Genomic DNA, 22,950 nt, shown 5'->3' on the forward strand with positions numbered 1-22,950 from the left:
TGACAGACACCCCGTCGCGCCCCCACTTTCCGCCGCTCGCCTCCAGGGCGATCCTCCCCCAGGGTACAAGAGTCCTAATGAACGTCGTCGTCGTCGAGAGCCCGGCCAAGGCCAAGACCATCAACAAGTATCTCGGGTCCGACTACACGGTTCTCGCCTCGTACGGCCATATCCGCGACCTGCCGTCGAAAGACGGCTCGGTGGAGCCCGACAACGATTTCGCGATGAGCTGGGAGATCGACGCCAAGTCGTCCAAGCGCGTCGCCGACATCATCGACGCGATGAAGGGGGCCGACCGCCTGATCCTGGCCACCGACCCCGACCGCGAAGGGGAAGCGATCAGCTGGCACATTCTGGAAGTCCTTCAGAAGAAGAAGGCGGTCAAAGGCATGACCGTCCAGCGCGTGACGTTCAACGCCATCACCAAGGCCTCGGTCCTCGAAGCGATGGCCAATCCGCGCGACATCGACATGGAGCTGGTCGAGGCCTACCTCGCCCGCCGCGCCCTGGACTACCTGGTCGGCTTCACCCTTTCGCCCGTCCTGTGGCGCAAGCTGCCGGGCAGCCGCTCGGCCGGCCGGGTGCAGTCGGTCTGCCTGCGGCTGATCGTCGAGCGCGAGATGGAGATCGAGCGCTTCAAGACCCAGGAATACTGGAGCGTCGACGCCGACGTGTCGGCCGGCGCCGATCCGTTCCTGGCCCGCCTGATCAAGCACGAAGGCAAGAAGCTCACCAAGTTCGACCTGAACAACGAGGGCTCGGCCCTGGCCGCCAAGGCCGCCGTCGAGAAGGCCGTGTTCAAGATCGCCGCCGTCGAGAAGAAGCCCGGCAAGCGCTCGCCCGCCCCGCCCTTCACCACCTCGACCCTGCAGCAGGAAGCCTCGCGCAAGCTGGGTTTCAGCGCCCAGCGCACCATGCAGGCGGCGCAGAAACTGTATGAAGGCATCGACATCGGCGGCGAGACCGTCGGCCTGATCACCTATATGCGAACCGACGGCGTGGCGGTCGGCCCCGAGGGCATCGCCGAAGCCCGCGACGTGATCGGCAATGTCTATGGCAAGGACTACGTCCCCGAGACGCCGCGCTACTACAAGGTCAAGGCCAAGAACGCCCAGGAGGCCCACGAAGCCATCCGCCCGACCAGCCTGGGCCGCAATCCGGGCTCGCTGCGCCTGGAGCCGGATCTGGGCCGCCTGTACGAGCTGATCTGGAAACGGATGATCGCCTCGCAGATGGAAAGCGCCCGCATCGAGCGCACCACGGTCGACATCGAAAGCCACGACGGCCAGACCGGCCTGCGCGCCACCGGCCAGGTCGTGCTCTTCCCCGGCTATCTGACGGTCTATGAAGAAGGCCGCGACGACGACGGCGACGAGGACAGCGCCCGCCTGCCGATGATCGAGGACGGCGCCAGCGCCAAGGTGATCGACGCCCGCGCCGACCAGCACTTCACCGAACCGCCCCCGCGCTATTCGGAAGCCAGCCTGGTCAAGAAGATGGAAGAGCTGGGGATCGGCCGTCCGTCGACCTATGCCTCGGTCCTGACCGTGCTGCGCGACCGCGAATATGTGAGGATGGAGAAGAACCGCTTCATCCCGGAAGACAAGGGCCGCCTGGTCACCGCCTTCCTGGAGCAGTTCTTCCGTCGTTATGTCGAATACGATTTCACCGCCGGCCTCGAAGAGCAGCTGGACCTGGTGTCGGACGGCAAGCTGGACTGGAAACAGTTCCTGCGCGACTTCTGGAAAGACTTCGCCGCCGCCGTCGGCGAGATCGCCGAACTGCGCGTCACCAATGTGCTGGACGCGCTGAACGACGCGCTGGGCCCGCATATCTTCCCCGACAAGGGCGACGGCTCCAATCCGCGCATCTGCCCCACCTGCGGGACGGGCATGCTGTCGCTGAAGGTCGGCAAGTTCGGCGCCTTCATCGGCTGCAGCAACTATCCCGAATGCCGCTTCACCCGCCAACTGGCCACCGCCGAAGGCGAAGGCGAGGCCGAGGCCGCCGACAAGGACTTGGGGATCAATCCCGAGACCGGTCGCTCGGTGTGGCTGAAGAACGGCCGCTTTGGCCCTTATGTCGAAGAGCCGCCGGCCGCCGAGAGCGGTGACAAGCCCAAGCGATCCAGTCTGCCCAAGGGCTGGCTGCCGGCCGCCGTCGACCTGGAAAAAGCCCTGCGCCTGCTGGCCCTGCCGCGCGAAGTCGGGATGCACCCCGACGACGGCAAGAAGATCACCGCCGGTCTTGGCCGGTTCGGGCCCTTCGTCCTGCACGAGGGCACCTACGCCAATCTGGAAAACCCCGAAGAGGTGTTCGACATCGGCCTGAACCGCGCCGTCGCCCTGCTGGCCGACAAGCGGGCCGGCGGCGGGCGTCCGCAGCGTGGCCAGGCCGCGGCCCTGGCCGACCTGGGCGTCCACCCCGAGGACGGCAAGCCGGTGAAAGTGCTGTCGGGCCGCTTTGGTCCCTACATCAAGCACGGCGACACCAACGCCAATGTGCCCAAGGGCGCTGATCCGGCCGCCCTGACCCTGGCCGAGGCTGTGGTCCTGCTGGCCGAACGCGTCGCCAAGGGCGGCGGCAAGAAGCCGGTGAAGAAGGCGGCCGCCAAGAAGGCCCCGGCCAAGGCGGCGACCAAGGCTCCGGCCAAGGCAAAGGCGGCCGCTGACGGCGCGGCTCCGGCCAAGAAGGCGCCCGCCAAAAAGCCGGCGGCCAAGAAAGCGGCTCCTAAAAAGGCCGCCGCCAAGAAGCCCGCAAAGTCTTCAACCGAGACGGGGGCGTGACCCTACCCATGTTTGCGATCCGGGGTTAGATTACCGGCATGACGTCGCTTGAACGGCCCCTGCCCCTGACCGTCGTGGTCGCCGGCCTGATCCTGGTCAGCGTCCTGGGCTTCGTCATGGGCGTGAGCAATGCTTTGAAGGGCGGCAAGCCCAACACCAGCGCCTCGACCGCGCCCCTGGCCGAGGTGTCGGGTGTGCCGGTCAAGGACGCGGCCCCGGCTCCGCTCTACGTGCCGGCGCCGCCCGAAAAGCCCAAGGTCAAGGCCGTCGAGGTCAAGACCGCCGAGGCCGAAGCCCCGCCGGCGGTGATCGAGACCCCACCCGCGCCGTCGGAAGCCGCGCCGACGGCTGCAACGACCCCTCCGGCCCAGCAACCGCCGCGGTCGATTGAGGACCTCTACTGAGCTACGCCGGTTAGAAGCCCCCCGAGAGCGGACGTGCTTACGGTCTGCTCAGGGTGGTGAGCGGCCCTCGGAACCCCTCTCTCATAGAGAGAGGGAGGGGCCCGCCGCGAAGCGGTGGGAGGGTGAGAGGTTACAGCTTCTCAGAACCTAGCTCTGCGAAGACGGCGGGTGGCTAGCTCTTATCCCGGGGTGGGCCTGAACTCGCTGGGGATTGGCGGAACGGCCCGGGCCTTTCCGGAAATGGTGAAACCTCTCACCCTCCCACCGCCTGCGGCGGCGGGCCCCTCCCTCTCTCTATTGTTCAGACCGGGGACATCCGTGACAGGTGTTCGGAGACATCCGTGACACATTTTCCGATCTCGAAGGGAGGTCGGAGATGCCATTCACGGGAGTCTCTGCGATGGATTTCAAACGGGAGTTCGTGCGTCTGGCGCAGGCTGAAGGCGTCAATCGCCGGGAGCTTTGCCGGCGGTTTGGGATAAGCGCCAGCCTGGGTTACCGGCTGCTGTTGCGCTATGCGGCGCAGGGCGAGGCGGGTTTGACGGAGCGGTCGCGACGCCCACATGGTTCGCCTCGGACGACGCCGGCTCCGATCGAGGCGGCGGCGCTGGCGGTGCGGGCCCAGCACCCGGCTTGGGGCGGGCGCAAGATCGCCGCTGTGCTGCGACGCCAGGGCCTGGCCGCGCCTTCGCCCTCGACGGTGACCCAGATCCTGCGCCGCCATGGCGTGACACTGGGCGCATTCGGCGGCGGCCACGAGCCGTTCATCCGCTTCGAGCACCCCGCGCCAAACGACCTGTGGCAGATGGACTTCAAGGGCTACGTGCCGCTTGGCGCGGAGGGCGGGCGGCTTCACCCGCTGACCGTGCTGGACGACCATTCGCGCTTCTGCCTGGTGCTGGAGGCCTGCGCCAACCAGGAGCGCCAGACCGTAAAATCCAGCCTGATCAACGCCTTCCAGCGTTATGGCCTGCCCCGTCGCATCACCGCCGACAACGGCCCGCCCTGGGGCGCGGGCATGAGGGGGGACGGCGTGGGCCGGTCCTGGACCGCTCTGGGCGTGTGGCTGCTGGAGCAGGACATCGCTCTGGGCCACTCGCGACCCTACCACCCCCAGACCCAGGGCAAGGACGAGCGCTTCCATCGCACCCTCAAGGCCGAGGCCCTGTCAGGGCCGCCGTTCGCCAACCTGGAGGAGGCCGCCCGCCACCTGCGCGACTGGCGCACGGTCTACAACACCCAGCGCCCTCACGAGGCCCTGGGCCTGATCACGCCCATCGAACGCTATGCTCCAAGCCCCAGGCCCTATCGCGACGACATCGCGCCCTTCGCCTATGGCCCCGACGACCTGACGCGCAAGGTTCAGGACGGCCGCATCAGCTTCGAGGCCCGCCTCATCCGGGTCCCCAAGGCCTTCACAGGCAAGACCTTGGCCCTTCGTCCCACCAACATCGACGGCCGCTATGACCTGGTCTTCAGGTCCAAGACCATCTCCACCATCGACCTCAAAACGCCGGTGTGATCATCCTCAACCTGTCACGGATGTCTCCGAACACCTGTCACGGATGTCTCCGGCCTGAACATCTATGAGAGAGGGGTTCCGAGGGCCGACTCGGGTCGAAATTTGCCCTCGGCCCCCTCGCCGCAACAGAACTCCAAATCATCGCCGCGACCCATTCCCTTGCCGGCGGACGCGTGCCCGGCAAATCGCGGCCGGTTCCAGCGTCTTTCCCTTGGCCATTCCCCCCGCTGCCGGGTTATCCCAGCACATGGCCAAACCGCGCACGCCCAAGTCGTCGAAATTCCCCGCTGCTCCCAAGCCGCCGCAAGGCCTGCCGGATCGTGAGACCCTGCTGGCGTTCCTGCGCAGCGCCGGCGAGAGCGGCAAGGCCGACATCGCTCGCCACTTTGGTCTGAAGGGCGCCGATCGCCGCGCCCTGCGCGAAATGCTGCGTGAACTGGAGGCCCAGGGCGACCTGGGCAAGCGCGGCCGCAAGGGCTTTGCCGAGGCCGGCTCGCTGCCGCCGGTGGGCGTGGCCGACGTGGTGGATCGCGACGCCGACGGCGACATGTTCGTCAAGCTGACCAAGTCCGGCGACGATGCGCCGCTGGTGCGCCTGTCACCGGCCCGCAATGAGAACGCCGGTGGGGCGCCGGGCATGGGCGACCGCTTGCTGGTGCGCTTTGAGCGCCTCGAAAACGGCGAGATGGAAGCCCGGCTGATCAAGAGGCTGGGCCAGAGCGCTCACAAGATTCTGGGCGTGATCCGCAGGCATCGCCGCGAGATCCGGGTCGAGCCCGTGGATCGCAAGTCCAAGGAAAGCCTGATCCTCAACGAGCAGGAGGCCAAGGACCTGAAGGACGGCGATCTGGTCATCGCCCAGGTCGGCACAGCCGCCGGCCGCTATGGCCCCAAGCAGGGCAAGGTGCTGGAAGTGGTGGGCCGCGAGGACCATCCGCGCGCCGCCTCGCTGATCGCCATCCACAGCCACGGCATCCCGACCGGTTTCTCCGAAGAGGCTGAAGCCGAGGCCGCCGCCGCCAAGCCGCCGACCCTGGAGGGCCGCGATGACCTGCGCGACCTGCCGTTCGTGACCATCGACCCCGTCGACGCCCGCGACCATGACGACGCCGTCTACGCTCATCCCGATCCGGACGCGAACAATGTGGACGGCTGGATCGTCTGGGTGGCCATCGCCGATGTCGCCGCCTATGTGCGCCCGGGCTCGGCCCTGGACCGCGAGGCCCGCGAAAAGGGCAACAGCGTCTATTTCCCCGACCGGGTGGAGCCGATGCTACCCGAGGTGCTGTCCAACGGCCTGTGCTCGCTGCGCGAAGGCGAGAACCGCGCCACCCTGGCGGTGCGGATGGTGTTCGACAGCGCCGGTCGCAAGAAGAGCCACCGCTTTGTGCGCGGCCTGATGCGCTCGGCCGCCAAGCTCTCCTACGAGCAGGCCCAGGCCGCCATCGACGGCGTGATCCCGCCCGACGGCCAGGACGGCGACAAGGCCCCGCCCCTGCTGGACCCGATCCTGAAGCCCCTGTGGACCGCCTTCCGCCTGATGGGCAAGGGACGCGACATCCGCTCGCCGCTGGGCATCGAGAGCGACGAGCGCAAGATCGTCATCACGAAAGAGGGCGAGATCGCTTCGATCAATCGCCGCGCCAGCCTCGAGGCCCACAAGCTGATCGAGGAGATGATGATCCAGGCCAATGTCTCGGCCGCCGAGAGCCTGGAAGCCAAGCGCACGCCGCTGATCTATCGTGTCCACGACACGCCCAGCCAGGAGAAGGTCCAGAACCTGGCCGAGTTCCTGGCGACGCTGGAAATCAAGTGGAACAAGGGCGAGGCCCCGCAGACCTCGCGCTTCAACAAGCTGCTGGACGAGACCCGCGACGGACCGCACGCCGCCATCATCAACGAGGTGGTGCTGCGCACCCAGATGCAGGCCCACTACAGCGGCGACAATCTGGGCCATTTCGGCCTGAACCTGGCCAAGTACGCCCACTTCACCAGCCCGATCCGGCGCTATGCCGACCTGATCGTCCACCGGGCCCTGATCCGGGCGCTGGGGCTGGGCAGCGATGGCCTGACCGATCAGGACATCAGCCAGATCAAGGACACGGCCGAGACCATCACCTATGCCGAGCGCCGGGCCATGGCCGCCGAGCGCGACGCCACCGACCGCTATATCGCCGCCTTCCTGTCCGACCGGGTGGGGGCGACGTTCAATGGCCGCATCACCGGCGTCACCCGCTTTGGCCTGTTCGTGAAGCTGGACGAGACCGGGGCCGACGGCCTGATCCCGATCTCGTCCCTGGGCGCAGAGTTCTTCGTCCATGACGAACGGATGCACGCCCTGGTCGGCGAGCGCACCGGCAAGCGCTGGCCGCTGGGCCTGAATGTCGAGGTCAAGCTGGTCGAAGCCACCCCGGTGACCGGCGGCCTGCTATTCGAGATGCTGAGCGAGCCGCTGCCGGCAGATCCCAAGGCGCCGTTGCCAAGGCTCGGGGCCCGGCGTCAGGCGGCGGTCAAGCCGCGTGGCGGGCTTCCCAAGGGCGTTCGGCGCGGCAAGCGGCGCTAGCATGCGCCCCGACCTCGACCAGTTCCACGCCATCGCCATCAGCCGCCTGGCCCACCAGCTCAAGGCCGAGGGCCGCTCGGTGATCCACATGGAGTTCGGCCAGCCCTCGACGGGTGCGCCGAAGGCCGCGATCGCCCGCGCTCACCACGTGCTGGACACCGACGGCCTGGGCTATTGGGAAAGCCCGGCGCTGAAGGCTCGCATCGCCCGGCACTATGACGACAGGCACGGCGTGCATGTCGATCCCGAGCAGATCATCCTGACCTGCGGCGCCTCACCGGCCCTGGTCATGGCCCTAGCCTCGTCGTTCGAGGCCGGCGACCGCGTGGCCTTGGCCCGTCCCGGCTATGTGGCCTATCGCAACACGCTCAAGGCCCTGAACCTGGTTCCGGTCGAGATCGCCTGCGGGCCGGAGGATCGCTATCAGCTGACCGCCGCGCACCTGGCGGCGCTGGATCCCGCCCCGGCCGGCGTCATCGTGGCCAGCCCCGCCAACCCGACCGGCACCGTCATCGCCGACGATGAAATGGCCGCCATCGCGGACATATGCCGTACACGGAATATCCGGATCGTCAGCGACGAAATCTATCACGGCCTGTCCTACGTTGGCCCCGTCCGCTCCATGCTGGAGTTCGAGCCGAGCGCCCTGGTGGTCAACAGTTTCTCGAAGTATTTCAGCATGGTGGGCTGGCGGTTGGGCTGGCTGCTGTCGCCGCTGGAGCATGTGCATCGGGCGCGGGCCTATATGGGCAACCTGTTCCTGACCGCCCCGTCGCTGAGCCAGCACGCCGGCCTGGTGGCCATGGACTGCCACGAGGAGCTCGACGGCCATGTCGAGGTCTATCGCCGCAACCGCCAGCTTCTGCTGGACGCCCTGCCCGCCCTAGGCCTGGCGAAGATCGCGCCGCCGGACGGGGCTTTCTACATCTGGGCTGACATTGGACATCTGACCGACGACTCGATGGCGTTCTGCAAGCAGCTGCTGACCGACACCGGCGTCGCCACAGCGCCGGGCATCGATTTCGACCCGGTCGAGGGGCATCGGTTCATGCGCATCAGCTTCGCGGTCTCGACGGCGGAGGTCGAGGAGGCTTTGCGGCGGCTGGTGCCGTGGTTTGAGGCGCGCAAACCACTCGCCCCCACCTGACCGCTACGCGGTCGTCCGCCCCCGTAGGGGGCGGATGAAATCATCTTCCCCCGCCGGGGGAGGAGCGCCGCAGGCGCGGAGGGGGCCAGTCCACTCCCCCTACTTCTTCTCCAGATAATCCAGCGCCATGAACACCTCGGCCTTCACGCCGGTCTCCAGCACCGCCTCGTCGATGTCGAAATAGGGCGAGTGGTTGGCCGGCGCACCCTGCGCCGGAACGCTGGCCGGGCGACCGCCCAGCTGGATGAACACGCCCGGGACCTTCTGGGCGTACATCGAGAAATCCTCCGCCCCGGTCACCAGGGCGGCGTTGTCGTCAACCTTGCCGGGCGAGGCTTTCGACAGCGAGGTCTTCACCCACTTCGACAGGTCGGGATCGTTGTAGGTCACCGGATAGGGCTGGGTGAACACGGCCTGCGCCTTGGCTCCGTAGCGGTCGCCGATGGCGGCGACGCTCTTCTGGACCTTGTCGATCAGGTCGGCGCGGCGCTCGGTCGAGAAGGTGCGCATGGTGCCGCCCATCACCAGGTCTTCGGGAATGATGTTCTGGCGCATGCCCATGTTGATCGTGGCGATGGTCACGACCGAGGGCGACACCCCGACATCGACCTGACGGGCGGCGATCTGGTTCATGGCCTGGATGATGTCGGCCGCGACGCTGGCCATGTCGATGCCGGCCCAGGGCCGCGCGCCGTGAGTCTGCTTGCCCTTCACCGTGATCGCGATGCGGTCGGACGAGGCGTAGAAGCCCATCGGCCGGTAGTTCAGCAGGTGGGCGTCGGCCGGGCCGATGTGCAGGCCGAAGATGGCGTCGACCTTGGGCTGGTCCAGAGCCCCGTCCTGGATCATCAGCTTGGCGCCGCCTTCCTCGCCGGCCTGCGGGCCTTCCTCGGCGGGCTGGAAGATCAGGACGACCGTACCCTTGATGTCGGCCTTCATGCCGGCAAGGACGGTCGCTGTACCCAGAAGCATGGCGACATGGGTGTCGTGACCGCAGGCATGCATGACGGGCACGGTACGGCCTTCCCAGGTGGCGGTGACCTTGGAGGCGAACGGCAGGCCGGTCTTTTCCTCGACCGGCAGGGCGTCCATGTCGGCGCGCAGGGCCACGACCTTGCCGGGCTTGCCGCCCTTGAGGATGCCAACCACGCCGGTCTTGCCCACGCCTTCGCGGACCTCGAAGCCCAGGGCCTTCAGCTCCTTGGCGACGATGGCGGCGGTTCGGACCTCCTGATTGCCCAGTTCCGGGTTCTGGTGAAGGTCGCGACGCCAGGCGACGACCTTGGGCTGGACCGCCTTGGCGGCGGCCTCGACCTTGGCGGCCGAAGGCGCGGCCAGGGCCGGCGCGCCGAAAGCCAGGCCAGCCATGATCGCCAGCGTCGAAACCCGTCCAAACATGCGCGTCTTCCTCTGAAAAGCCGGCGGACATTGGGGTGCTTGCAGCGGGATGGTCAAGCTGACGTAAGGGGCGGCTTTGCGAATGGCGCGATCGGACTAAGCTTGGGCCATGGACGAGCCGATCGACGCCAAATTCGACACGATCAACGACGCCGCCGTGCGCGAGCCGGGCACTGGCGTGCTGCGACCACGACACGCCGCCACCCTGATCATCGTGCGCACCGATGCCGCCAAGCCGCGCCTGCTTATGGGACGCCGGGCCGGCGGCCACGCCTTCATGCCCGACAAGTGGGTGTTTCCCGGCGGCCGGGTGGATCGCGGCGACTATCGCGCGCCCTCGGCCAGCGAACTGGCGCCCGAGGTCGCCGCGCGCCTGACCCATGAGCCGCGCCATCCCAGTCCGGTCGCCTTGGCCCGCGCCCTGGGCCTGGCGGCCATTCGCGAGACCTTCGAGGAGACAGGCCTGCTGCTGGCCCGTCCCGCGCCCTCACGGCCCGCCGCGGGGGCGTGGCGGCCGTTCCTGGCCCAGGGGGCCCTGCCCGACCTGGCGCCGCTGGCCTTCGTGGCCCGGGCGATCACCCCGCCCTATCGCACCCGCAGGTTCGACGCCCGGTTCTTCATGGCGTCGGCCGAGGCCCTGATCAGCCTGGATCGCCAGCCCGACTGCGGCGAGCTGGACGAGATCGCCTGGGTGGATTTCGACGAGGCCATGGCCCTGGACCTGCCCAACATCACCCGCTTCGTGGTCGCCGAGATCGGCCAGCGGCTGAAGGATGCTGGACGCCCCGCCCCCTTCATGCGTTTCCTGAACGGCGGCCGAAACCTGACCTATGTCTGAGCCGGCGCCTCTGGGGGGAGATCGACATGCTGGTCCTTCTGTTCGCGTCCGCCCTGGCGACCACGCCGCCCGCGCCTGAGCCCGAGATCAGCCGCCTGTCCTGGATGACGGGCTGCTGGATGCAGGTCCGCTCCAATGGCCGCGTCGACGAGCAGTGGATGGCCCCCGGCGGCGGCATGATGCTGGGCATGAGCCGCACCCTGAAGGACGGCAAGGTCCGCGAGTTCGAGTTCCTGCGAATCGCGCCGGGTCTTGACGGCAAACTGGTCTTCAACGCCAAGCCCTCGGGCCAGCCCGAAGCGGCCTTTCCGCTGAAGGAGATCACCGACGACACGGTGGTGTTCGAGGACGCCGCCCACGATTTCCCTCAACGGATTCTGTACAAGCGCGTGGACGCCCGGACCATTATCGGCCGGATCGAAGGCCAGATCGGCGGTCAGGCCCGATCGGTGGACTATCCCTACACGCGTTGCCCCGCCGGCAATTGACTTTGGCGCATTGATGAGTATGTTCCGCGCCTCTCATTTCCAGCGCGCGGGTACCCTGCGCGATACCGCAGGGATTCGACCATGGCCAAACCGGCTTCAATCAAGATCCGCCTGAACTCGACGGCGGACACCGGCTTCTTCTACGTGACCAAGAAGAACGCCCGCACCAAGACCGAGAAGATGGTGCTGAAGAAGTACGATCCGGTCATCCGCAAGCACGTCGAATTCAAGGAAGGCAAGATCAAGTAGATCTGCCTGACCGGTACGACACGACAAAACGCCCGGCTAGCGATAGCCGGGCGTTTTTGATTCTGGGGGCTTGATGACTTGCCCCCTCCGCGCTGCGCGCTCCTCCCCCGTAGGGGGAAGATGAGAGCGTCTTCCCCCTACGGGGGAGGACGACCGCGAAGCGGTCAGGAGGGGGCGAGTCTTCCGGCTAGCAATCGTGCCCTGCCCCCAACGGCCGGCACCGCCCATCAATATCCGCCGGCGGCTTCACGCCCGTCACCGCCGCGATGGTGGGGGCGATATCCACCGTGTCCAGCGGCAGGACGCGCTCGCGGGGCGCGCCGTCCTTCCACCAGAAAATGATCGGCACCCGGCGATCATAGTCCCACGGGCTGCCGTGGGTGGAGACATAGGTCGCGCCGGCCGTTGCGGGCACGAGGTCGGGCTTGAAGGCGACGGCGATGTCGCCTGAGCGACCCGGATAGGCGCTGCGGCGCATGCGTTCGCGGATCGAGATTTCCTCGGGCGAGGTGTCGACCGGCTCCGGCGCCAGGGTCAGCAGGCTGTTGACGTCGAACGCCTCGACCACCTCGGGCTGGCGCGAGACCAGGGCCAGGGCGGCAGCCGTGACGCGCATATGCTCAACCGGCGGCAGGGCCTTCCTGTCTGGACCGACGACATCGATGGTGTTGATGCCGCCATCGGCGACCAGCGGGTCGTAGGAGAGGCCCAGGTCGGCGCGAAGCATCTCATTCAGCTTGGCCAGCCACGGCTTGGTGGCGATGCGGCCCGCGTCATAGCCCTCCTCGTGCAGGCGCTCGGGCATGTCAGCGCCGCCATGGTCGGCGGACAGCACCACCAAAACCCCGCCCTTGGCCTTGCCGACCTTGTCGAGGAACTCGCCCAGGCGATCATCCAGACGGGCGATCTGGTCGCACATCTCCGGTCCGCGCGTACCGTAGCGGTGGCCGATATAGTCGGTGGCCGAAAGGCTGACGGTCAGGACATCGACCTGGGGCCCGTCGCCCAGCCCGTAGGCGTCTCGCAACTGGGCCGCCAGTTCCAGGGTGACCTGATCGGTATAGGGGCTGGAGCCCAGGTCGCGCAGCTTGCCCGCCTCGTCATCCGCGACGGGGATCGGCAGGGCCGCGCGCCATGGGCGTCCGCCGGTCTCGTAATCGGCTTCCAGGGCCTTGCAGCGCCTGGCCGAGCCGCCGGTCAGGGCGTCCATCGGGCTCTTGGCATAGTTCCAGACGAACGGGTGCTTCTTCAGGTCCGCCAGCATCCTGGCATTGAAGGCTGCAACCGGCTTCAGACGCGCCTCGGCGGTCTCGCCCGGCGGCACATAGGTGGTGAAGCCAAAGCCTGGCTGCAGCCAGAAGGCCCCGTCGGCCTTGTGGCCCGACATGGTGATCGCGCCACGATCCTTGCCCGAGACGCCGAACACCCGGCTAGTCGGGGAGACGGCCTTCAGCCAGTCGCCATAGGTGGTTGCGACCATGTTTTTCGGGCTGACGGCGCGGCCCTTGGCATCGTGGGCCAGGACGACGCTGTCGTCGCCCAGGCAATAGACCTGCTTGCCCAGGCCGGCGTCGTACCAGTCGTTGGCGCTGATGCCGGTCTTGTTGGGATGCTTGCCCGTCAGCAGGGTGGAGTGTCCCGGGCAGGTCTCGGTCATGGCGTGCGACTGATAGCCGCTGGGATAGACCACGCCTTCCCGCGCCAGCTTGCCCAGGCCGCCGGTGAACTCGCTCCGATGCTGGGCGAACAGATTGGCGCTGAACTGGTCAATCGAGATCACCACCACCAGCCTGGGATCAGGTTTGGTGAGGGCGCGAGGCTGGGCCAGGACCGGAGCACTGAGGGCGAGCGCGGCGCAGGCAAGCGCGCCGGAAGTAAGCAGCTTATTCATCCCGGCTAAAATGCCCGATCGCCTGCTCCGTGCAAGGAGGGACGCGGTCAGGAGCCCAGGAAAAGAGCGGCGGCGCGAAAAGCCGTCAGGCGACCCGGCCGACCACCGCGTTGCGACCAGACGCCTTGGCTTCGTACACGCCTTCATCGGCCCGCTTGAGCAGGGCCTCGGGGGTGTCGTGCTCGCCCAGGGTGGCCGAGACGCCGATCGAGATCGTCACGGTCAGCAGTTCCTTGCCCTGGGCCACCCGAAACGGCGAGCCCGCCACGTGCATGCGGATGCGCTCGGCGATGCGCATGGCGTCTTCCAGCTGCGTATCGGGCATGATCACCGTGAACTCCTCGCCGCCATAGCGGCAAGGCAGGTCGATGGCGCGGACATTGGAGGCCAGGCGCAGGGCGAACTCGCGCAGCACCTCGTCGCCGACGTCGTGGCCGAAGGTGTCGTTGATCTTCTTGAAGTGGTCGATGTCGATCAGCAGGGCCGCGACCGGGTCACCGCCAAGGGTCGAACGCTGGACCAGCGAGTCGAGCTGGCCGGTCATGTAGCGGCGGTTGTGAAGCCCCGTCAGCTGGTCGGTGACCGCCAGTTCCAGGCTGTGGTCGAGGTTGTTGCGCAGATAGTCGGTGTAGCGCTTGCGCTGGATCTGGGTCTTGACCCGGGCCGACAGCTCCTGCGGATCGATCGGGCGCGGCAGGATGTCGTTGACGCCGATTTCCAGCGCCTTGACCATCCGGGAACGCTCGTCGGGATCGACCATGGCCAGCACGGGCAGGTGCCGGGTACGCTCGGTCGACCGCAGCGAGGCGGCGAAGCGCAGGCCGTCGAAGCCCTTGGCCGCAGCATTGATGATCACCAGATCGACCGGCCCGCCGGCGCTGATCCGCGCCTTTTCCGGGTCGGACTCGACCACGGGGCGGTGTTCAATGCTGAGCTCGGCGGCGATGCGCTGGGCCTGGCGTTCGTTGTCGTCGACGATCAGCACCCGGCCGCCCAGGCCGTCCAGCCGTGAGGCGGCGCCGGCGATCACGCCCATGCGGCGACCCGAGGCCTCGCGCTGGCGCAGTTCGTCGATCACCAGCTTCAGGCGGGTCAGGCTGCGCACGCGGGCAAACAGCATCACATCGTCGATGGGCTTGGTCAGGAAGTCCGAGGCGCCCGCCTCAAGCCCCTGGATACGGTCGGCGCGACCGTCCAGCGCCGTGACCAGCACCACCGGGATATGGCGGGTGATCGCGTCTTCCTTCAGGCGCTTGCAGACGGTGAAACCGTCCATCCCGGGCATCATCACGTCCAGCAGGATGATGTCGGGCAGATCATTGGCCGCCATCGCCAGGGCCGTGGGGCCGTCATTGGCGGTGCTGACCTGATAATACTCGGCCGAAAGCTTGGCCTCGAGCAGGCGAACATTGGCTTCGATGTCGTCTACGACGAGGATTCGCGCGCTCATGCCGGGGTCTTCTCCAGCAGGCGCTTGATGGTGTCGAGGAAGTGGGCCACCGAGATCGGCTTGGAGATATAGGCCTCGCAGCCGCCCTCCCGGATCCGCTCCTCGTCGCCCTTCATCGCGAAGGCCGTGACGGCCACCACGGGGATGTGCGCCAGATCCTCGTCCTCCTTGAGCCACTTGGTGACCTCGAGTCCCGAGATCTCCGGCAGCTGGATATCCATGAGAATCAGATCGGGGCGGTGCTCCCGGGCGATGGACAGCGCTTGCAGACCCTCACGGGTCTGCAGGGTCTCATAACCCTGGGCTTCGAGCAGATCATGAAAGAGCTTCATGTTCAGCTCATTATCCTCCACGATGAGGACCTTCTTCGTCATCCTGACCCCGACCATACGGTCCGTGGCGACGCCTGAGGGATTCGCGTCGCTTCTGACTTCCAGATCGCACGAATATCCTTAAGCCCGCGCTAATCGCGTTAACACCGGCCGATCGCAGATCATGGAACCCAGTTACTCAGATATTCAAGCCTGTATCATCGACCCCGGCGCGCCGCTGGTGATTGTCGATGTGGACGAGGTTCTGGCCCAGTTCATGCGCGGTTTCGGATCGTTCATCGGCCGACACGGCTTCGAACTGCGCGTCGATCGCTTCGCGCTGTTCCAGAACATCTATCGCCCCGGCGAGACCGATCACCTCGACCTGATCGCCGGCAAGGTGCTGTTCGACGACTTCTTCCGCGACGGGGCCGACGACCTGATGCCCGCCGAGGGCGCGGCCGACGCCCTGGCCGATCTGTCGACCCGCGCCGGCGTGGTGATTCTGACCAACGCGCCCGAGCACGGCCGCCAGGCCCGCGCCCGCTGGCTGAAAACCCATGGCTTCGATTATCCGCTGGTGATCAACAGCGGCCCCAAGGGCCCGTCGGCGGCCCAGCTGTCCAGCCGCACCTCGGGACCTTCGGTGTTCATCGACGACCTGCTGCCGCAGCTCGAATCAGTCGCCGCCAGCGCGCCCACGGTCACCCGCTTCCAGATGGTCAGCGACGAGAGGCTGCGCCCCCTGGCGCCCAGCGCGCCGGACCGTCATGCCCGCATCGACCACTGGCCCCACCTGAAGACCGCGATCGAGGCGCGACTGTTTGCATGATCCGTTTCGGAGTCGATTTCGGCGGCACCAAGATCGAGGCCGCCGCCCTGGACAGCGACGGCGATTTCGTGGCCCGCGTCCGCAAGCCCAACCCCGGCAACTATGACGAGGCGCTCGAGGTCGTCGCCGACCTGCTGGCCGACGCCGAAACCATGGCCGGCGCCCAGGCGGCGCGGCTGGGCATGGGCATTCCCGGCTCGCTCTCGCCGCGCACGGGCCTGATCCGCAACGCCAACAGCGTCTATCTGAATGGCCGCCCCTTCGAGCAGGACCTGGCCGCGCGGCTTGAGCGCCCCGTGCGCCTGGCCAACGACGCCAACTGCCTGGCCCTGTCAGAAGCCGCCGATGGCGCGGGCGCCGGGCAAGGCGTGGTGTTCGCCGCCATCCTCGGCACCGGTTGCGGCGGCGGGGTGGTGGTCGACGGTCGCATCATCGAGGGGCGCAACGGCATAGGCGGCGAGTGGGGCCACATGCCCCTGCCCTGGCCGAAGCCCGAGGAATATCCCGGCCCGGCCTGCTGGTGCGGTCGCAAGGGCTGCCTGGAAACCTGGATCGCCGGCCCGGCCTTCGCCCGCGACGCCGGCCATCCGACCGGCCAGGCGGCTCTGGCCGCCATCGAGGCGGGCGACGCCGAGGCCCTGGCGGCGCTGGATCGCCACATCGACCGTCTGGGGCGCGCCCTGGCGGTCGTCTGCGACCTGATCGACCCCGATGTCATCGTGCTGGGCGGCGGCCTGTCGAACGTCGACGCCCTCTATGCGCGCCTGCCCGCCGCCATCGCGCCGCATGTGTTTTCCGACGCCTTCGAGACCCCGGTGCTCAAGGCCCGACACGGCGACAGCTCTGGCGTCCGCGGCGCGGCCTGGCTGTGGCCGGCTGACTAGGCCGGATCAGGCCCGGTCGAGGAAGGCGCTGTAGCGACTGATGACGTCCTGCTGGTGCAGGCCGGGCTGGAACAGGCTCTGAACGTCAAGAGCGCCGCGCCAGGTCACCTGATACTCTGACGGTCCATACTGGGTGATGGCGGCTTCGTTCTGCAGCGCCATGTATTCCAGCAGGCCCAGCTTCGGGGCCAGGGTCAGCCGATCCTCGAACGAATCCAGGATCCAGCGGTGATCGATGCCGCCGCGATAGGGGCCCTCGGTCTTGGAGAGCTCCATATACCGGGCCGGCGCCGACAGGAATCCTGCCTCGGCGACCAGCGGCAGCATGCGCAGCAGCAGGTCCGGATCGGCCAGGCGCTGGATCACATGCGGGCAGACCGCATAGGAGAACCGCCCATGCCGGGCCACATGATCCACCAGCGCCCGCCAGGTGCTCTCATTGTTCAGGTCGCCGGCAAAATGGGTGGCTGACGAGCCTTCAGGCCCGCCAATCGTGGCGCTGGCCAGACCGCTCAGCTCGGGCGGCGCCGCCCCGATCTGCAGGACGCTGAAATTCCAGTTGCGCTGCTTCTGATCCTGCAGGAACGCGACGAGCCCCGCAGTGTCATTGTGCGGCGCGAACACCCCGCCCTGCGAGGGGCGCGGCACGCGGCGCTCGAAGATGCAGTCGATCTGCACGACCTTGCCGTCCGGCTCGCCCTGCCAGCGGAACAGGGCCAGGGTCTCGGTGGTGACGAACCCCATCGACGCCAGCGCTGCGATGATCTCCTCGGCGCGCCCGGCTCCGGGATTGTAGTCGGCCAGCGAGATCTCGATCATCACATAGTCGGCCTTGCCGATGACCTCTCGCCCGCCCTGCAGGACGTCCAGTTCCGCGCCCTGGGTGTCGATCTTGACGAAATCAAACTGCCGGTCGGCCAGCAGATCATCCAGGCGGGCCTTTGGCACCACCTCGCGGATGACGACCTCGTCTCGGAAGTGCTGCGAGTTTTCCCGATACAGCGAGCTGCCGGTGGACTGCAGCCATTCGCGGGTCAGGAAAAGCTCCGCCTCGCCGTTCTCGTTCGAGGCGGCCACCATGTGGCGCTCGAAGGGAAACTTGACCAGATTCTCCTCGCAGTGAGGATTGGGCTCGATCATCGTGGGCTTGCAGGACGGATACACCTGCAGGAATGACCAGGTGAACATGCCCACGTTCGCGCCGATATCGAGCATGGTTCGCGGCGTGTAGCCCTGTAGTCGCAGCCGTTTGAAGAGTTCAAGGTCCACGAGGATCATCCGCGTAACAGGGGCGGTTCACTGAACGCCTCACCATCGATTCGCGATAGGTTCACCTTGCGTTTCGGGTTTCTGAAGAGCCACGCTTGAGAATGAAGGCGCTCTGCCGCGATTGTTTCTGGACCGGCGAGGACAGGCCCCGGCGCTGCCCGGCCTGCGGCTCGCCGCGTCTGGTCGTCCATGATGATCTGGCCAATCTGGCCATGGCGCACATGGACTGCGACGCCTTCTACGCCGCCGTGGAAAAGCGCGACCGGCCAGAACTGCGCGACCTTCCCGTCATCATCGGTGGCGGCAAGCGCGGCGTGGTGACCACCGCCTGCTATATCGCCCGCATGAGCGGCGCGCGCTCGGCCATGCCGATGTACAAGGCCCTGCAGCTGTGTCCGCAGGCGGTCGTCATTAAGCCGGACTTCGCCAAGTACAAGGCCGCCAGCCGGGCGATCTTCAGCCGCGTGGAGGCCCTGACGCCGCTGGTCCAGCCCCTGTCGCTGGACGAGGCCTGGATGGACCTGTCGGGCACCGAGCGGCTGCACGGCGCGCCGCCCGCCCTGGTGCTGGCCCGTTTGCAGGCCGAGATCGAGCGCGAGGTGGGCCTGACGGTCTCCATCGGCCTGGCCCCCAACAAGTTTCTGGCCAAGATCGCCTCGGAACTGGACAAGCCGCGCGGCTTCTCGGTGATCGGCGCGTCAGAGGCCAGGACCTTTCTGGCCGGCAAGCCCGTTTCGATCCTGCCCGGCGTCGGCCCCGCCACGGTCACGGCCCTGGCCTCCGAGGGTTTTCGCACCGTGGGCGACATCGCCGCAGCCGACCTCAAGCATTTGGCCGCCACCCTGGGCTCGAGCGGCCTGCGCCTGCATCGCCTGGCCCAGGGTCAGGACGCACGGCTGGTCGATCCCGATCAGGTGCGAAAGACCATCAGCGCCGAGACCACCTTCAATGACGACCTCTTCAAGCGCGAGGACCTGGAGGACGAGCTGTGGCCGCTCTGCGAGCGGGTCGCCCGGCAGGCCCGAACCGAGGGCGTGGCCGGTCGGGTGGCGACGCTGAAGCTGCGCACGCCAGACTTCAAGGTCCACACCCGCCGTCGCACCCTGGCCGTGCCGACCCAGACGGCGCGCACCCTGTTCCAGGTGGCCCGCGAACTGCTGGCCGCCGAGCCCGACGGAACCTATTACCGCCTGATCGGGGCCGGCCTGACCGAGTTCGTCCCGGCCGAGGGCGCGGCCGACGACTTCTTCGCCGGCGACGAGCGGCTGACTCTGAAGACGGAAAAGACCATCGACGTGCTGCGCGGCAAATTCGGGGCCGGCGCGGTGATGACGGGGCGCGCGCTCAAGAGCCGCTGACGGTTGCCCACACCCTGAGTTCCGCTATCAAGGATCGGCGTTGTCCCAGGAGCCAGCATGTCATCCCCGCCCCTCTTTGTGCTCGCGCTGCTGGCGACGCTGGCCCTGCCCCCGATCGCCGCCGCCCAGACCGCCCCAGCATCACCGCCCGGAGCCACTGCCATGACCCATCACGCCAAGGGCCCCTTCGACGTGAAGATGGCGCCGCAGGACCAGGACGTCGGCGAAGGCTCGACCCTGGGCCGCATGTCGCTGGACAAGACCTTCCACGGCGATCTGGAAGCGACGGGCAAGGGCCAGATGCTGACCGCGAGCGCCGACACGCCCGGTTCGGCTGTCTATGTGGCCGTCGAGCGCGTAACCGGAACGCTGCACGGCAAGGCCGGCAGCTTCGCCCTGGTCCACAAGGGGATCATGCGCGGAGCCGAACGCAAGCTGAGTGTCGAGATCGTGCCCGACTCCGGTAGCGGCGCGCTGAAGGGCATTGCGGGAAGCCTGACCATCGAGATCGTCGACGGCAAGCACCTCTATGATCTGCAATACACCCTGCCCGTCCACTAGCGGTCCGGGCGCTCGGCGCTAGCCAAGCACCCCTTGCGCGACACGCTGTCGCTCACCATTTCGGCTCCTCGCCCAGGAAACCGTCGTCGCACGGCTCCTGTTCTCCCAATCGTGAAGCCATTTTACACGGCGCCCCTGTGTTAAAGCGGCGCAGCGGCGCGTCGGCCCCTTCCAAAGCCCGCGCGTTTCCATATCTAATCCTAACGAGGTGGGTGGTTCGGCCCATCGGGAGAAAACGGTCAATGGCCGAGCGGAAGCAAGGCGGACAGAATAACGGATCTGGTTCTTCGGTCATCACTGAGGTGAAGCCGAAGACACAGAAGCCTTCGCTCTATCGAGTACTGATTCTGAACGACGACTACACGCCAATGGAATTTGTCGTGTACGTCCTCGAACGGTTCTTCAACAAGTCACGCGAAGACGCGACCCGGATCATGCTGCTCGTTCATCAACACGGTGTTGGTGTGTGTGGCGTCTATACCTACGAAGTCGCTGAAACGAAGGTTGCGCAAGTCATCGACTCAGCGCGCCGTCATCAGCACCCCCTGCAGTGCACCATGGAAAAAGACTGAGGAGCCTCCCCCCTTGCCCTCGTTTTCTCGCCCTCTCGAAGAATCCCTCCACCGCGCCGTGGCCTACGCGAACCAGCGTAAGCACGAGTATGCCACCCTGGAGCACTTGCTCCTGTCCCTGACCGACGACGACGACGCGGCCGGCGTGATGCGCGCCTGCGACGTCGATCTGGTCGCTCTGAAAAAGAGCCTGGCCAACTATCTTGACGTCGAACTGGCCTCGCTGGTCGTTGACGACGAGGAAGACGCCAAGCCGACCGCCGGCTTCCAGCGCGTCATTCAGCGCGCCGTGATCCACGTGCAGTCGTCGGGCCGCGAGGAAGTGACCGGCGCCAATGTGCTGGTGGCCATCTTCTCGGAACGCGAAAGCCACGCCGCCTACTTCCTGCAAGAGCAGGACATGACGCGCTATGACGCGGTGAACTTCATCGCCCATGGCATCGCCAAGAAGGCCGGCGCGTCCGAGCCCAAGGCCGTCAAGGGCGCCAGCAACAGCACGACGGAAGACGACGCCGAGAAGCCCAACACCAAGACCGGTGGCGAGGCGCTGGAAGCCTATTGCGTCGACCTCAACGAGAAAGCCCGTCAGGGCAAGGTCGATCCGCTGATCGGCCGCGCCAGCGAGGTGGAACGCGCGATCCAGATCCTGTGCCGCCGCACCAAGAACAACCCCCTGCTGGTGGGTGAGCCCGGCGTCGGCAAGACGGCCATCGCCGAAGGCCTGGCCCGCAAGATCATCACCCATCAGGTCCCCGAGGTCCTGGCGGAAGCCACCATCTTCTCGCTCGACATGGGCGCGCTGCTGGCCGGCACCCGCTATCGCGGCGACTTCGAGGAACGCGTCAAGCAGGTGGTCAAGGAACTCGAGAACCACCCCAATGCGGTGCTGTTCATCGACGAGATCCACACCGTGATCGGCGCCGGAGCGACCAGCGGCGGGGCGATGGACGCCTCAAACCTGCTGAAGCCGGCTCTGGCCTCGGGCAGCCTGCGCTGCATGGGTTCGACCACCTACAAGGAGTTCCGTCAGCACTTCGAGAAGGATCGGGCCCTGGTCCGCCGCTTCCAGAAGATCGACGTCAACGAGCCGACCATCGAAGACACCATCAAGATCCTCAAGGGCATCAAGACCTATTACGAGGACTTCCATAAGCTGAAATACACCAACGAGGCCATCAAGGTGGCCGTCGAGCTGTCGGCCAAATACATCACCGACCGCAAGCTGCCCGACAAGGCGATCGACGTGATCGATGAAGCCGGCGCCGGCCAGATGCTGCTGCCCGAGAGCCGTCGCAAGAAGGTTCTGGGCGTCAAGGAGATCGAGGCCGTCGTGGCCAAGATCGCTCGTATCCCGCCCAAATCCGTCTCCAAGTCGGACACCGAGGCGCTCAAGGAGCTGGAAACGGATCTGAAGCGCGCGGTGTTTGGTCAGGACGATGCGATCGCGCAACTGTCCTCGGCCATGAAGCTGGCCCGCGCCGGTCTGCGCGACGCCGACAAGCCGATCGGCTCGTTCCTGTTCAGCGGCCCCACGGGCGTTGGCAAGACCGAGGCCGCCAAGCAACTGGCCCAGACGCTTGGCATCGAGATGATCCGCTTCGACATGTCCGAGTACATGGAGCGCCATACCGTGAGCCGCCTGATCGGCGCTCCTCCCGGCTATGTCGGCTATGACCAGGGCGGCCAACTGACCGACGCCGTCGATCAGCACCCGCACGCGGTCGTGCTGCTCGACGAGATCGAGAAGGCTCACCAGGACGTCTACAACATCCTGCTGCAGGTCATGGACCACGGCGTGCTGACCGACAGCAACGGCAAGAAGGTCGACTTCAGGAACGTCATCCTGATCATGACCACCAATGCCGGCGCATCGGACGCCCAGCGCCAGTCGATCGGTTTTGGTCGCGACAAGGTTCTGGGCGAGGAAGAGGCCGCCCTCAAGCGCCTGTTCACGCCCGAATTCCGCAACCGCCTCGACGCGGTGGTGGCCTTCAAGCCGCTGACGCCCGAGATCATCCGGATGGTCGTGCAGAAGTTCGTCATGCAGATGGAGGCCCAGCTGGCCGACCGGAACGTAACGATCGAGCTGACCGACGACGCGGCCGACTGGCTGGCCAAGAACGGCTTCGACGAGCTCTACGGCGCCCGCCCCCTGGGCCGGGTCATCCAGGAGCACATCAAGAAGCCCCTCGCCGACGACATCCTGTTTGGACGTCTGGTGCGCGGCGGCCACGTCAAGATCATCCTCAAGGACAGCAAGATCGACTTCGAGATCGAAAGCACCCCGGAAAAGCCCGCCAAGGGATCCGCAGCCACCGGGAGCGAGGCCGAGCCGGCCCTGGTCGAATAGATCCAAGACCATCGAGAGGCCCGGAGTGATCCGGGCCTCTTTCGGTTTGCCGCCAAGACAACTTTACAAGCCCCGAA

18 protein-coding genes and 1 pseudogene are annotated in these 22,950 nt (G+C 66.8%); 14 read left to right on the forward strand and 5 right to left on the reverse strand.

The window, feature by feature from the left end:
• Nucleotides 1-77 precede the first annotated feature (77 nt).
• The 5 genes and pseudogenes from topA to ACN2C7_RS12540 all read left to right on the forward strand — a co-directional run bounded on the left by topA (nucleotide 78) and on the right by ACN2C7_RS12540 (nucleotide 8,422).
• Nucleotides 78-2,786, forward strand: a complete 2,709-nt coding sequence (gene topA, locus ACN2C7_RS12520) for a type I DNA topoisomerase (protein ID WP_419317303.1) — start codon at nucleotides 78-80, stop codon at nucleotides 2,784-2,786.
• 38 nt (nucleotides 2,787-2,824) lie between these two features.
• On the forward strand, nucleotides 2,825-3,190 hold the full coding sequence (locus ACN2C7_RS12525; RefSeq protein WP_419317304.1) for a hypothetical protein: 366 nt from the start codon (nucleotides 2,825-2,827) through the stop codon (nucleotides 3,188-3,190).
• Nucleotides 3,191-3,566: 376 nt separating this feature from the next.
• Nucleotides 3,567-4,770, forward strand: a pseudogene (locus ACN2C7_RS12530) (IS481 family transposase).
• Nucleotides 4,771-4,959: 189 nt separating this feature from the next.
• Nucleotides 4,960-7,275: a ribonuclease R gene (gene rnr / locus ACN2C7_RS12535; protein ID WP_419317305.1), complete on the forward strand. Its 2,316-nt coding sequence runs from the start codon at nucleotides 4,960-4,962 to the stop codon at nucleotides 7,273-7,275.
• Nucleotide 7,276: 1 nt separating this feature from the next.
• Nucleotides 7,277-8,422 (forward strand): pyridoxal phosphate-dependent aminotransferase, encoded by a 1,146-nt coding sequence (locus ACN2C7_RS12540; RefSeq protein ID WP_419317306.1) that lies wholly within the window; start codon nucleotides 7,277-7,279, stop codon nucleotides 8,420-8,422.
• A gap of 99 nt (nucleotides 8,423-8,521) precedes the next feature.
• On the opposite strand, the gene ACN2C7_RS12545 is transcribed toward ACN2C7_RS12540, so the two are convergent.
• Entirely contained in the window at nucleotides 8,522-9,820 is a 1,299-nt protein-coding gene (locus tag ACN2C7_RS12545) for an amidohydrolase (protein ID WP_419317307.1), read from the reverse strand.
• 109 nt (nucleotides 9,821-9,929) lie between these two features.
• On the opposite strand from ACN2C7_RS12545, the gene ACN2C7_RS12550 reads away from it, so the two are divergent.
• The 3 genes from ACN2C7_RS12550 (at nucleotide 9,930) to rpmG (ending at nucleotide 11,395) form a co-directional block, all read left to right on the forward strand.
• On the forward strand, nucleotides 9,930-10,658 hold the full coding sequence (locus ACN2C7_RS12550) for an NUDIX hydrolase (protein WP_419317308.1): 729 nt from the start codon (nucleotides 9,930-9,932) through the stop codon (nucleotides 10,656-10,658).
• A gap of 26 nt (nucleotides 10,659-10,684) precedes the next feature.
• On the forward strand, nucleotides 10,685-11,146 hold the full coding sequence (locus ACN2C7_RS12555; RefSeq protein WP_419317309.1) for a DUF6265 family protein: 462 nt from the start codon (nucleotides 10,685-10,687) through the stop codon (nucleotides 11,144-11,146).
• 81 nt (nucleotides 11,147-11,227) lie between these two features.
• Entirely contained in the window at nucleotides 11,228-11,395 is a 168-nt protein-coding gene (gene rpmG, locus ACN2C7_RS12560; RefSeq protein ID WP_007673017.1) for a 50S ribosomal protein L33, read from the forward strand.
• A gap of 187 nt (nucleotides 11,396-11,582) precedes the next feature.
• Here rpmG and ACN2C7_RS12565 read toward each other — a convergent pair whose 3' ends face one another.
• From ACN2C7_RS12565 to ACN2C7_RS12575, 3 genes are all read right to left on the reverse strand, one after another.
• Nucleotides 11,583-13,286, reverse strand: coding sequence for an alkaline phosphatase family protein (locus ACN2C7_RS12565; RefSeq protein WP_419317310.1), 1,704 nt, complete (start codon nucleotides 13,284-13,286; stop codon nucleotides 11,583-11,585).
• An 85-nt stretch (nucleotides 13,287-13,371) separates the two neighbouring features.
• Entirely contained in the window at nucleotides 13,372-14,736 is a 1,365-nt protein-coding gene (locus ACN2C7_RS12570) for a PleD family two-component system response regulator (protein WP_419317311.1), read from the reverse strand.
• Nucleotides 14,733-15,110: a response regulator gene (locus ACN2C7_RS12575; RefSeq protein WP_419317312.1), complete on the reverse strand. Its 378-nt coding sequence runs from the start codon at nucleotides 15,108-15,110 to the stop codon at nucleotides 14,733-14,735. Before ACN2C7_RS12575 ends, ACN2C7_RS12570 begins: the two co-directional genes overlap by 4 nt.
• A 121-nt stretch (nucleotides 15,111-15,231) precedes the next feature.
• Between ACN2C7_RS12575 and ACN2C7_RS12580 the strand changes: the two genes are divergently transcribed.
• Together ACN2C7_RS12580 and ACN2C7_RS12585 are read left to right on the forward strand one after the other, a co-directional pair.
• Nucleotides 15,232-15,879, forward strand: a complete 648-nt coding sequence (locus tag ACN2C7_RS12580; RefSeq protein WP_419317313.1) for a hypothetical protein — start codon at nucleotides 15,232-15,234, stop codon at nucleotides 15,877-15,879.
• The gene (locus tag ACN2C7_RS12585; RefSeq protein WP_419317314.1) at nucleotides 15,876-16,763 is read left to right on the forward strand and encodes an ROK family protein; all 888 of its coding nucleotides are present in this window, start codon (nucleotides 15,876-15,878) and stop codon (nucleotides 16,761-16,763) included. The genes ACN2C7_RS12580 and ACN2C7_RS12585 overlap by 4 nt, the downstream gene beginning before the upstream one ends.
• 6 nt (nucleotides 16,764-16,769) lie before the next feature.
• On the opposite strand, the gene ACN2C7_RS12590 is transcribed toward ACN2C7_RS12585, so the two are convergent.
• A complete protein-coding gene (locus ACN2C7_RS12590) occupies nucleotides 16,770-18,032 on the reverse strand; it encodes an FkbM family methyltransferase (RefSeq protein ID WP_419317315.1) in 1,263 nt (420 codons plus the stop codon).
• Between the two features lie 101 nt (nucleotides 18,033-18,133).
• Between ACN2C7_RS12590 and ACN2C7_RS12595 the strand changes: the two genes are divergently transcribed.
• The 4 genes from ACN2C7_RS12595 (at nucleotide 18,134) to clpA (ending at nucleotide 22,873) form a co-directional block, all read left to right on the forward strand.
• Nucleotides 18,134-19,390: a DNA polymerase IV gene (locus tag ACN2C7_RS12595; protein WP_419317316.1), complete on the forward strand. Its 1,257-nt coding sequence runs from the start codon at nucleotides 18,134-18,136 to the stop codon at nucleotides 19,388-19,390.
• Nucleotides 19,391-19,447: 57 nt separating this feature from the next.
• Nucleotides 19,448-19,951, forward strand: a complete 504-nt coding sequence (locus ACN2C7_RS12600; protein ID WP_419317317.1) for a DUF3224 domain-containing protein — start codon at nucleotides 19,448-19,450, stop codon at nucleotides 19,949-19,951.
• A gap of 242 nt (nucleotides 19,952-20,193) precedes the next feature.
• Nucleotides 20,194-20,523 carry an ATP-dependent Clp protease adapter ClpS gene (gene clpS / locus ACN2C7_RS12605; protein ID WP_419255106.1) on the forward strand — a complete coding sequence of 110 codons (330 nt, stop codon included), beginning with the start codon at nucleotides 20,194-20,196 and terminating at the stop codon, nucleotides 20,521-20,523.
• A gap of 13 nt (nucleotides 20,524-20,536) precedes the next feature.
• Nucleotides 20,537-22,873 carry an ATP-dependent Clp protease ATP-binding subunit ClpA gene (gene clpA / locus ACN2C7_RS12610; protein ID WP_419317318.1) on the forward strand — a complete coding sequence of 779 codons (2,337 nt, stop codon included), beginning with the start codon at nucleotides 20,537-20,539 and terminating at the stop codon, nucleotides 22,871-22,873.
• The last annotated feature ends 77 nt before the right edge of the window (nucleotides 22,874-22,950 follow it).

Source organism: Caulobacter sp. ErkDOM-E (genome assembly GCF_048541895.1).
GTDB lineage: Bacteria > Pseudomonadota > Alphaproteobacteria > Caulobacterales > Caulobacteraceae > Caulobacter.

Bases quoted from the DNA above. Each gene is read 5' to 3' on its own strand.
- ACN2C7_RS12545 (WP_419317307.1), bottom strand. From the start codon at position 9,820: ATGTTTGGACGGGTTTCGACGCTGGCGATCATGGCTGGCCTGGCTTTC.
- ACN2C7_RS12575 (WP_419317312.1), bottom strand. From the start codon at position 15,110: ATGACGAAGAAGGTCCTCATCGTGGAGGATAATGAGCTGAACATGAAG.
- ACN2C7_RS12550 (WP_419317308.1), top strand. From the start codon at position 9,930: ATGGACGAGCCGATCGACGCCAAATTCGACACGATCAACGACGCCGCC.
- ACN2C7_RS12525 (WP_419317304.1), top strand. From the start codon at position 2,825: ATGACGTCGCTTGAACGGCCCCTGCCCCTGACCGTCGTGGTCGCCGGC.
- ACN2C7_RS12540 (WP_419317306.1), top strand. From the start codon at position 7,277: ATGCGCCCCGACCTCGACCAGTTCCACGCCATCGCCATCAGCCGCCTG.
- ACN2C7_RS12580 (WP_419317313.1), top strand. From the start codon at position 15,232: ATGGAACCCAGTTACTCAGATATTCAAGCCTGTATCATCGACCCCGGC.
- ACN2C7_RS12555 (WP_419317309.1), top strand. From the start codon at position 10,685: ATGCTGGTCCTTCTGTTCGCGTCCGCCCTGGCGACCACGCCGCCCGCG.
- ACN2C7_RS12570 (WP_419317311.1), bottom strand. From the start codon at position 14,736: ATGAGCGCGCGAATCCTCGTCGTAGACGACATCGAAGCCAATGTTCGC.
- ACN2C7_RS12585 (WP_419317314.1), top strand. From the start codon at position 15,876: ATGATCCGTTTCGGAGTCGATTTCGGCGGCACCAAGATCGAGGCCGCC.
- ACN2C7_RS12600 (WP_419317317.1), top strand. From the start codon at position 19,448: ATGTCATCCCCGCCCCTCTTTGTGCTCGCGCTGCTGGCGACGCTGGCC.
- topA (WP_419317303.1), top strand. From the start codon at position 78: ATGAACGTCGTCGTCGTCGAGAGCCCGGCCAAGGCCAAGACCATCAAC.
- rnr (WP_419317305.1), top strand. From the start codon at position 4,960: ATGGCCAAACCGCGCACGCCCAAGTCGTCGAAATTCCCCGCTGCTCCC.
- rpmG (WP_007673017.1), top strand. From the start codon at position 11,228: ATGGCCAAACCGGCTTCAATCAAGATCCGCCTGAACTCGACGGCGGAC.
- ACN2C7_RS12595 (WP_419317316.1), top strand. From the start codon at position 18,134: ATGAAGGCGCTCTGCCGCGATTGTTTCTGGACCGGCGAGGACAGGCCC.
- ACN2C7_RS12565 (WP_419317310.1), bottom strand. From the start codon at position 13,286: ATGAATAAGCTGCTTACTTCCGGCGCGCTTGCCTGCGCCGCGCTCGCC.
- clpS (WP_419255106.1), top strand. From the start codon at position 20,194: ATGGCCGAGCGGAAGCAAGGCGGACAGAATAACGGATCTGGTTCTTCG.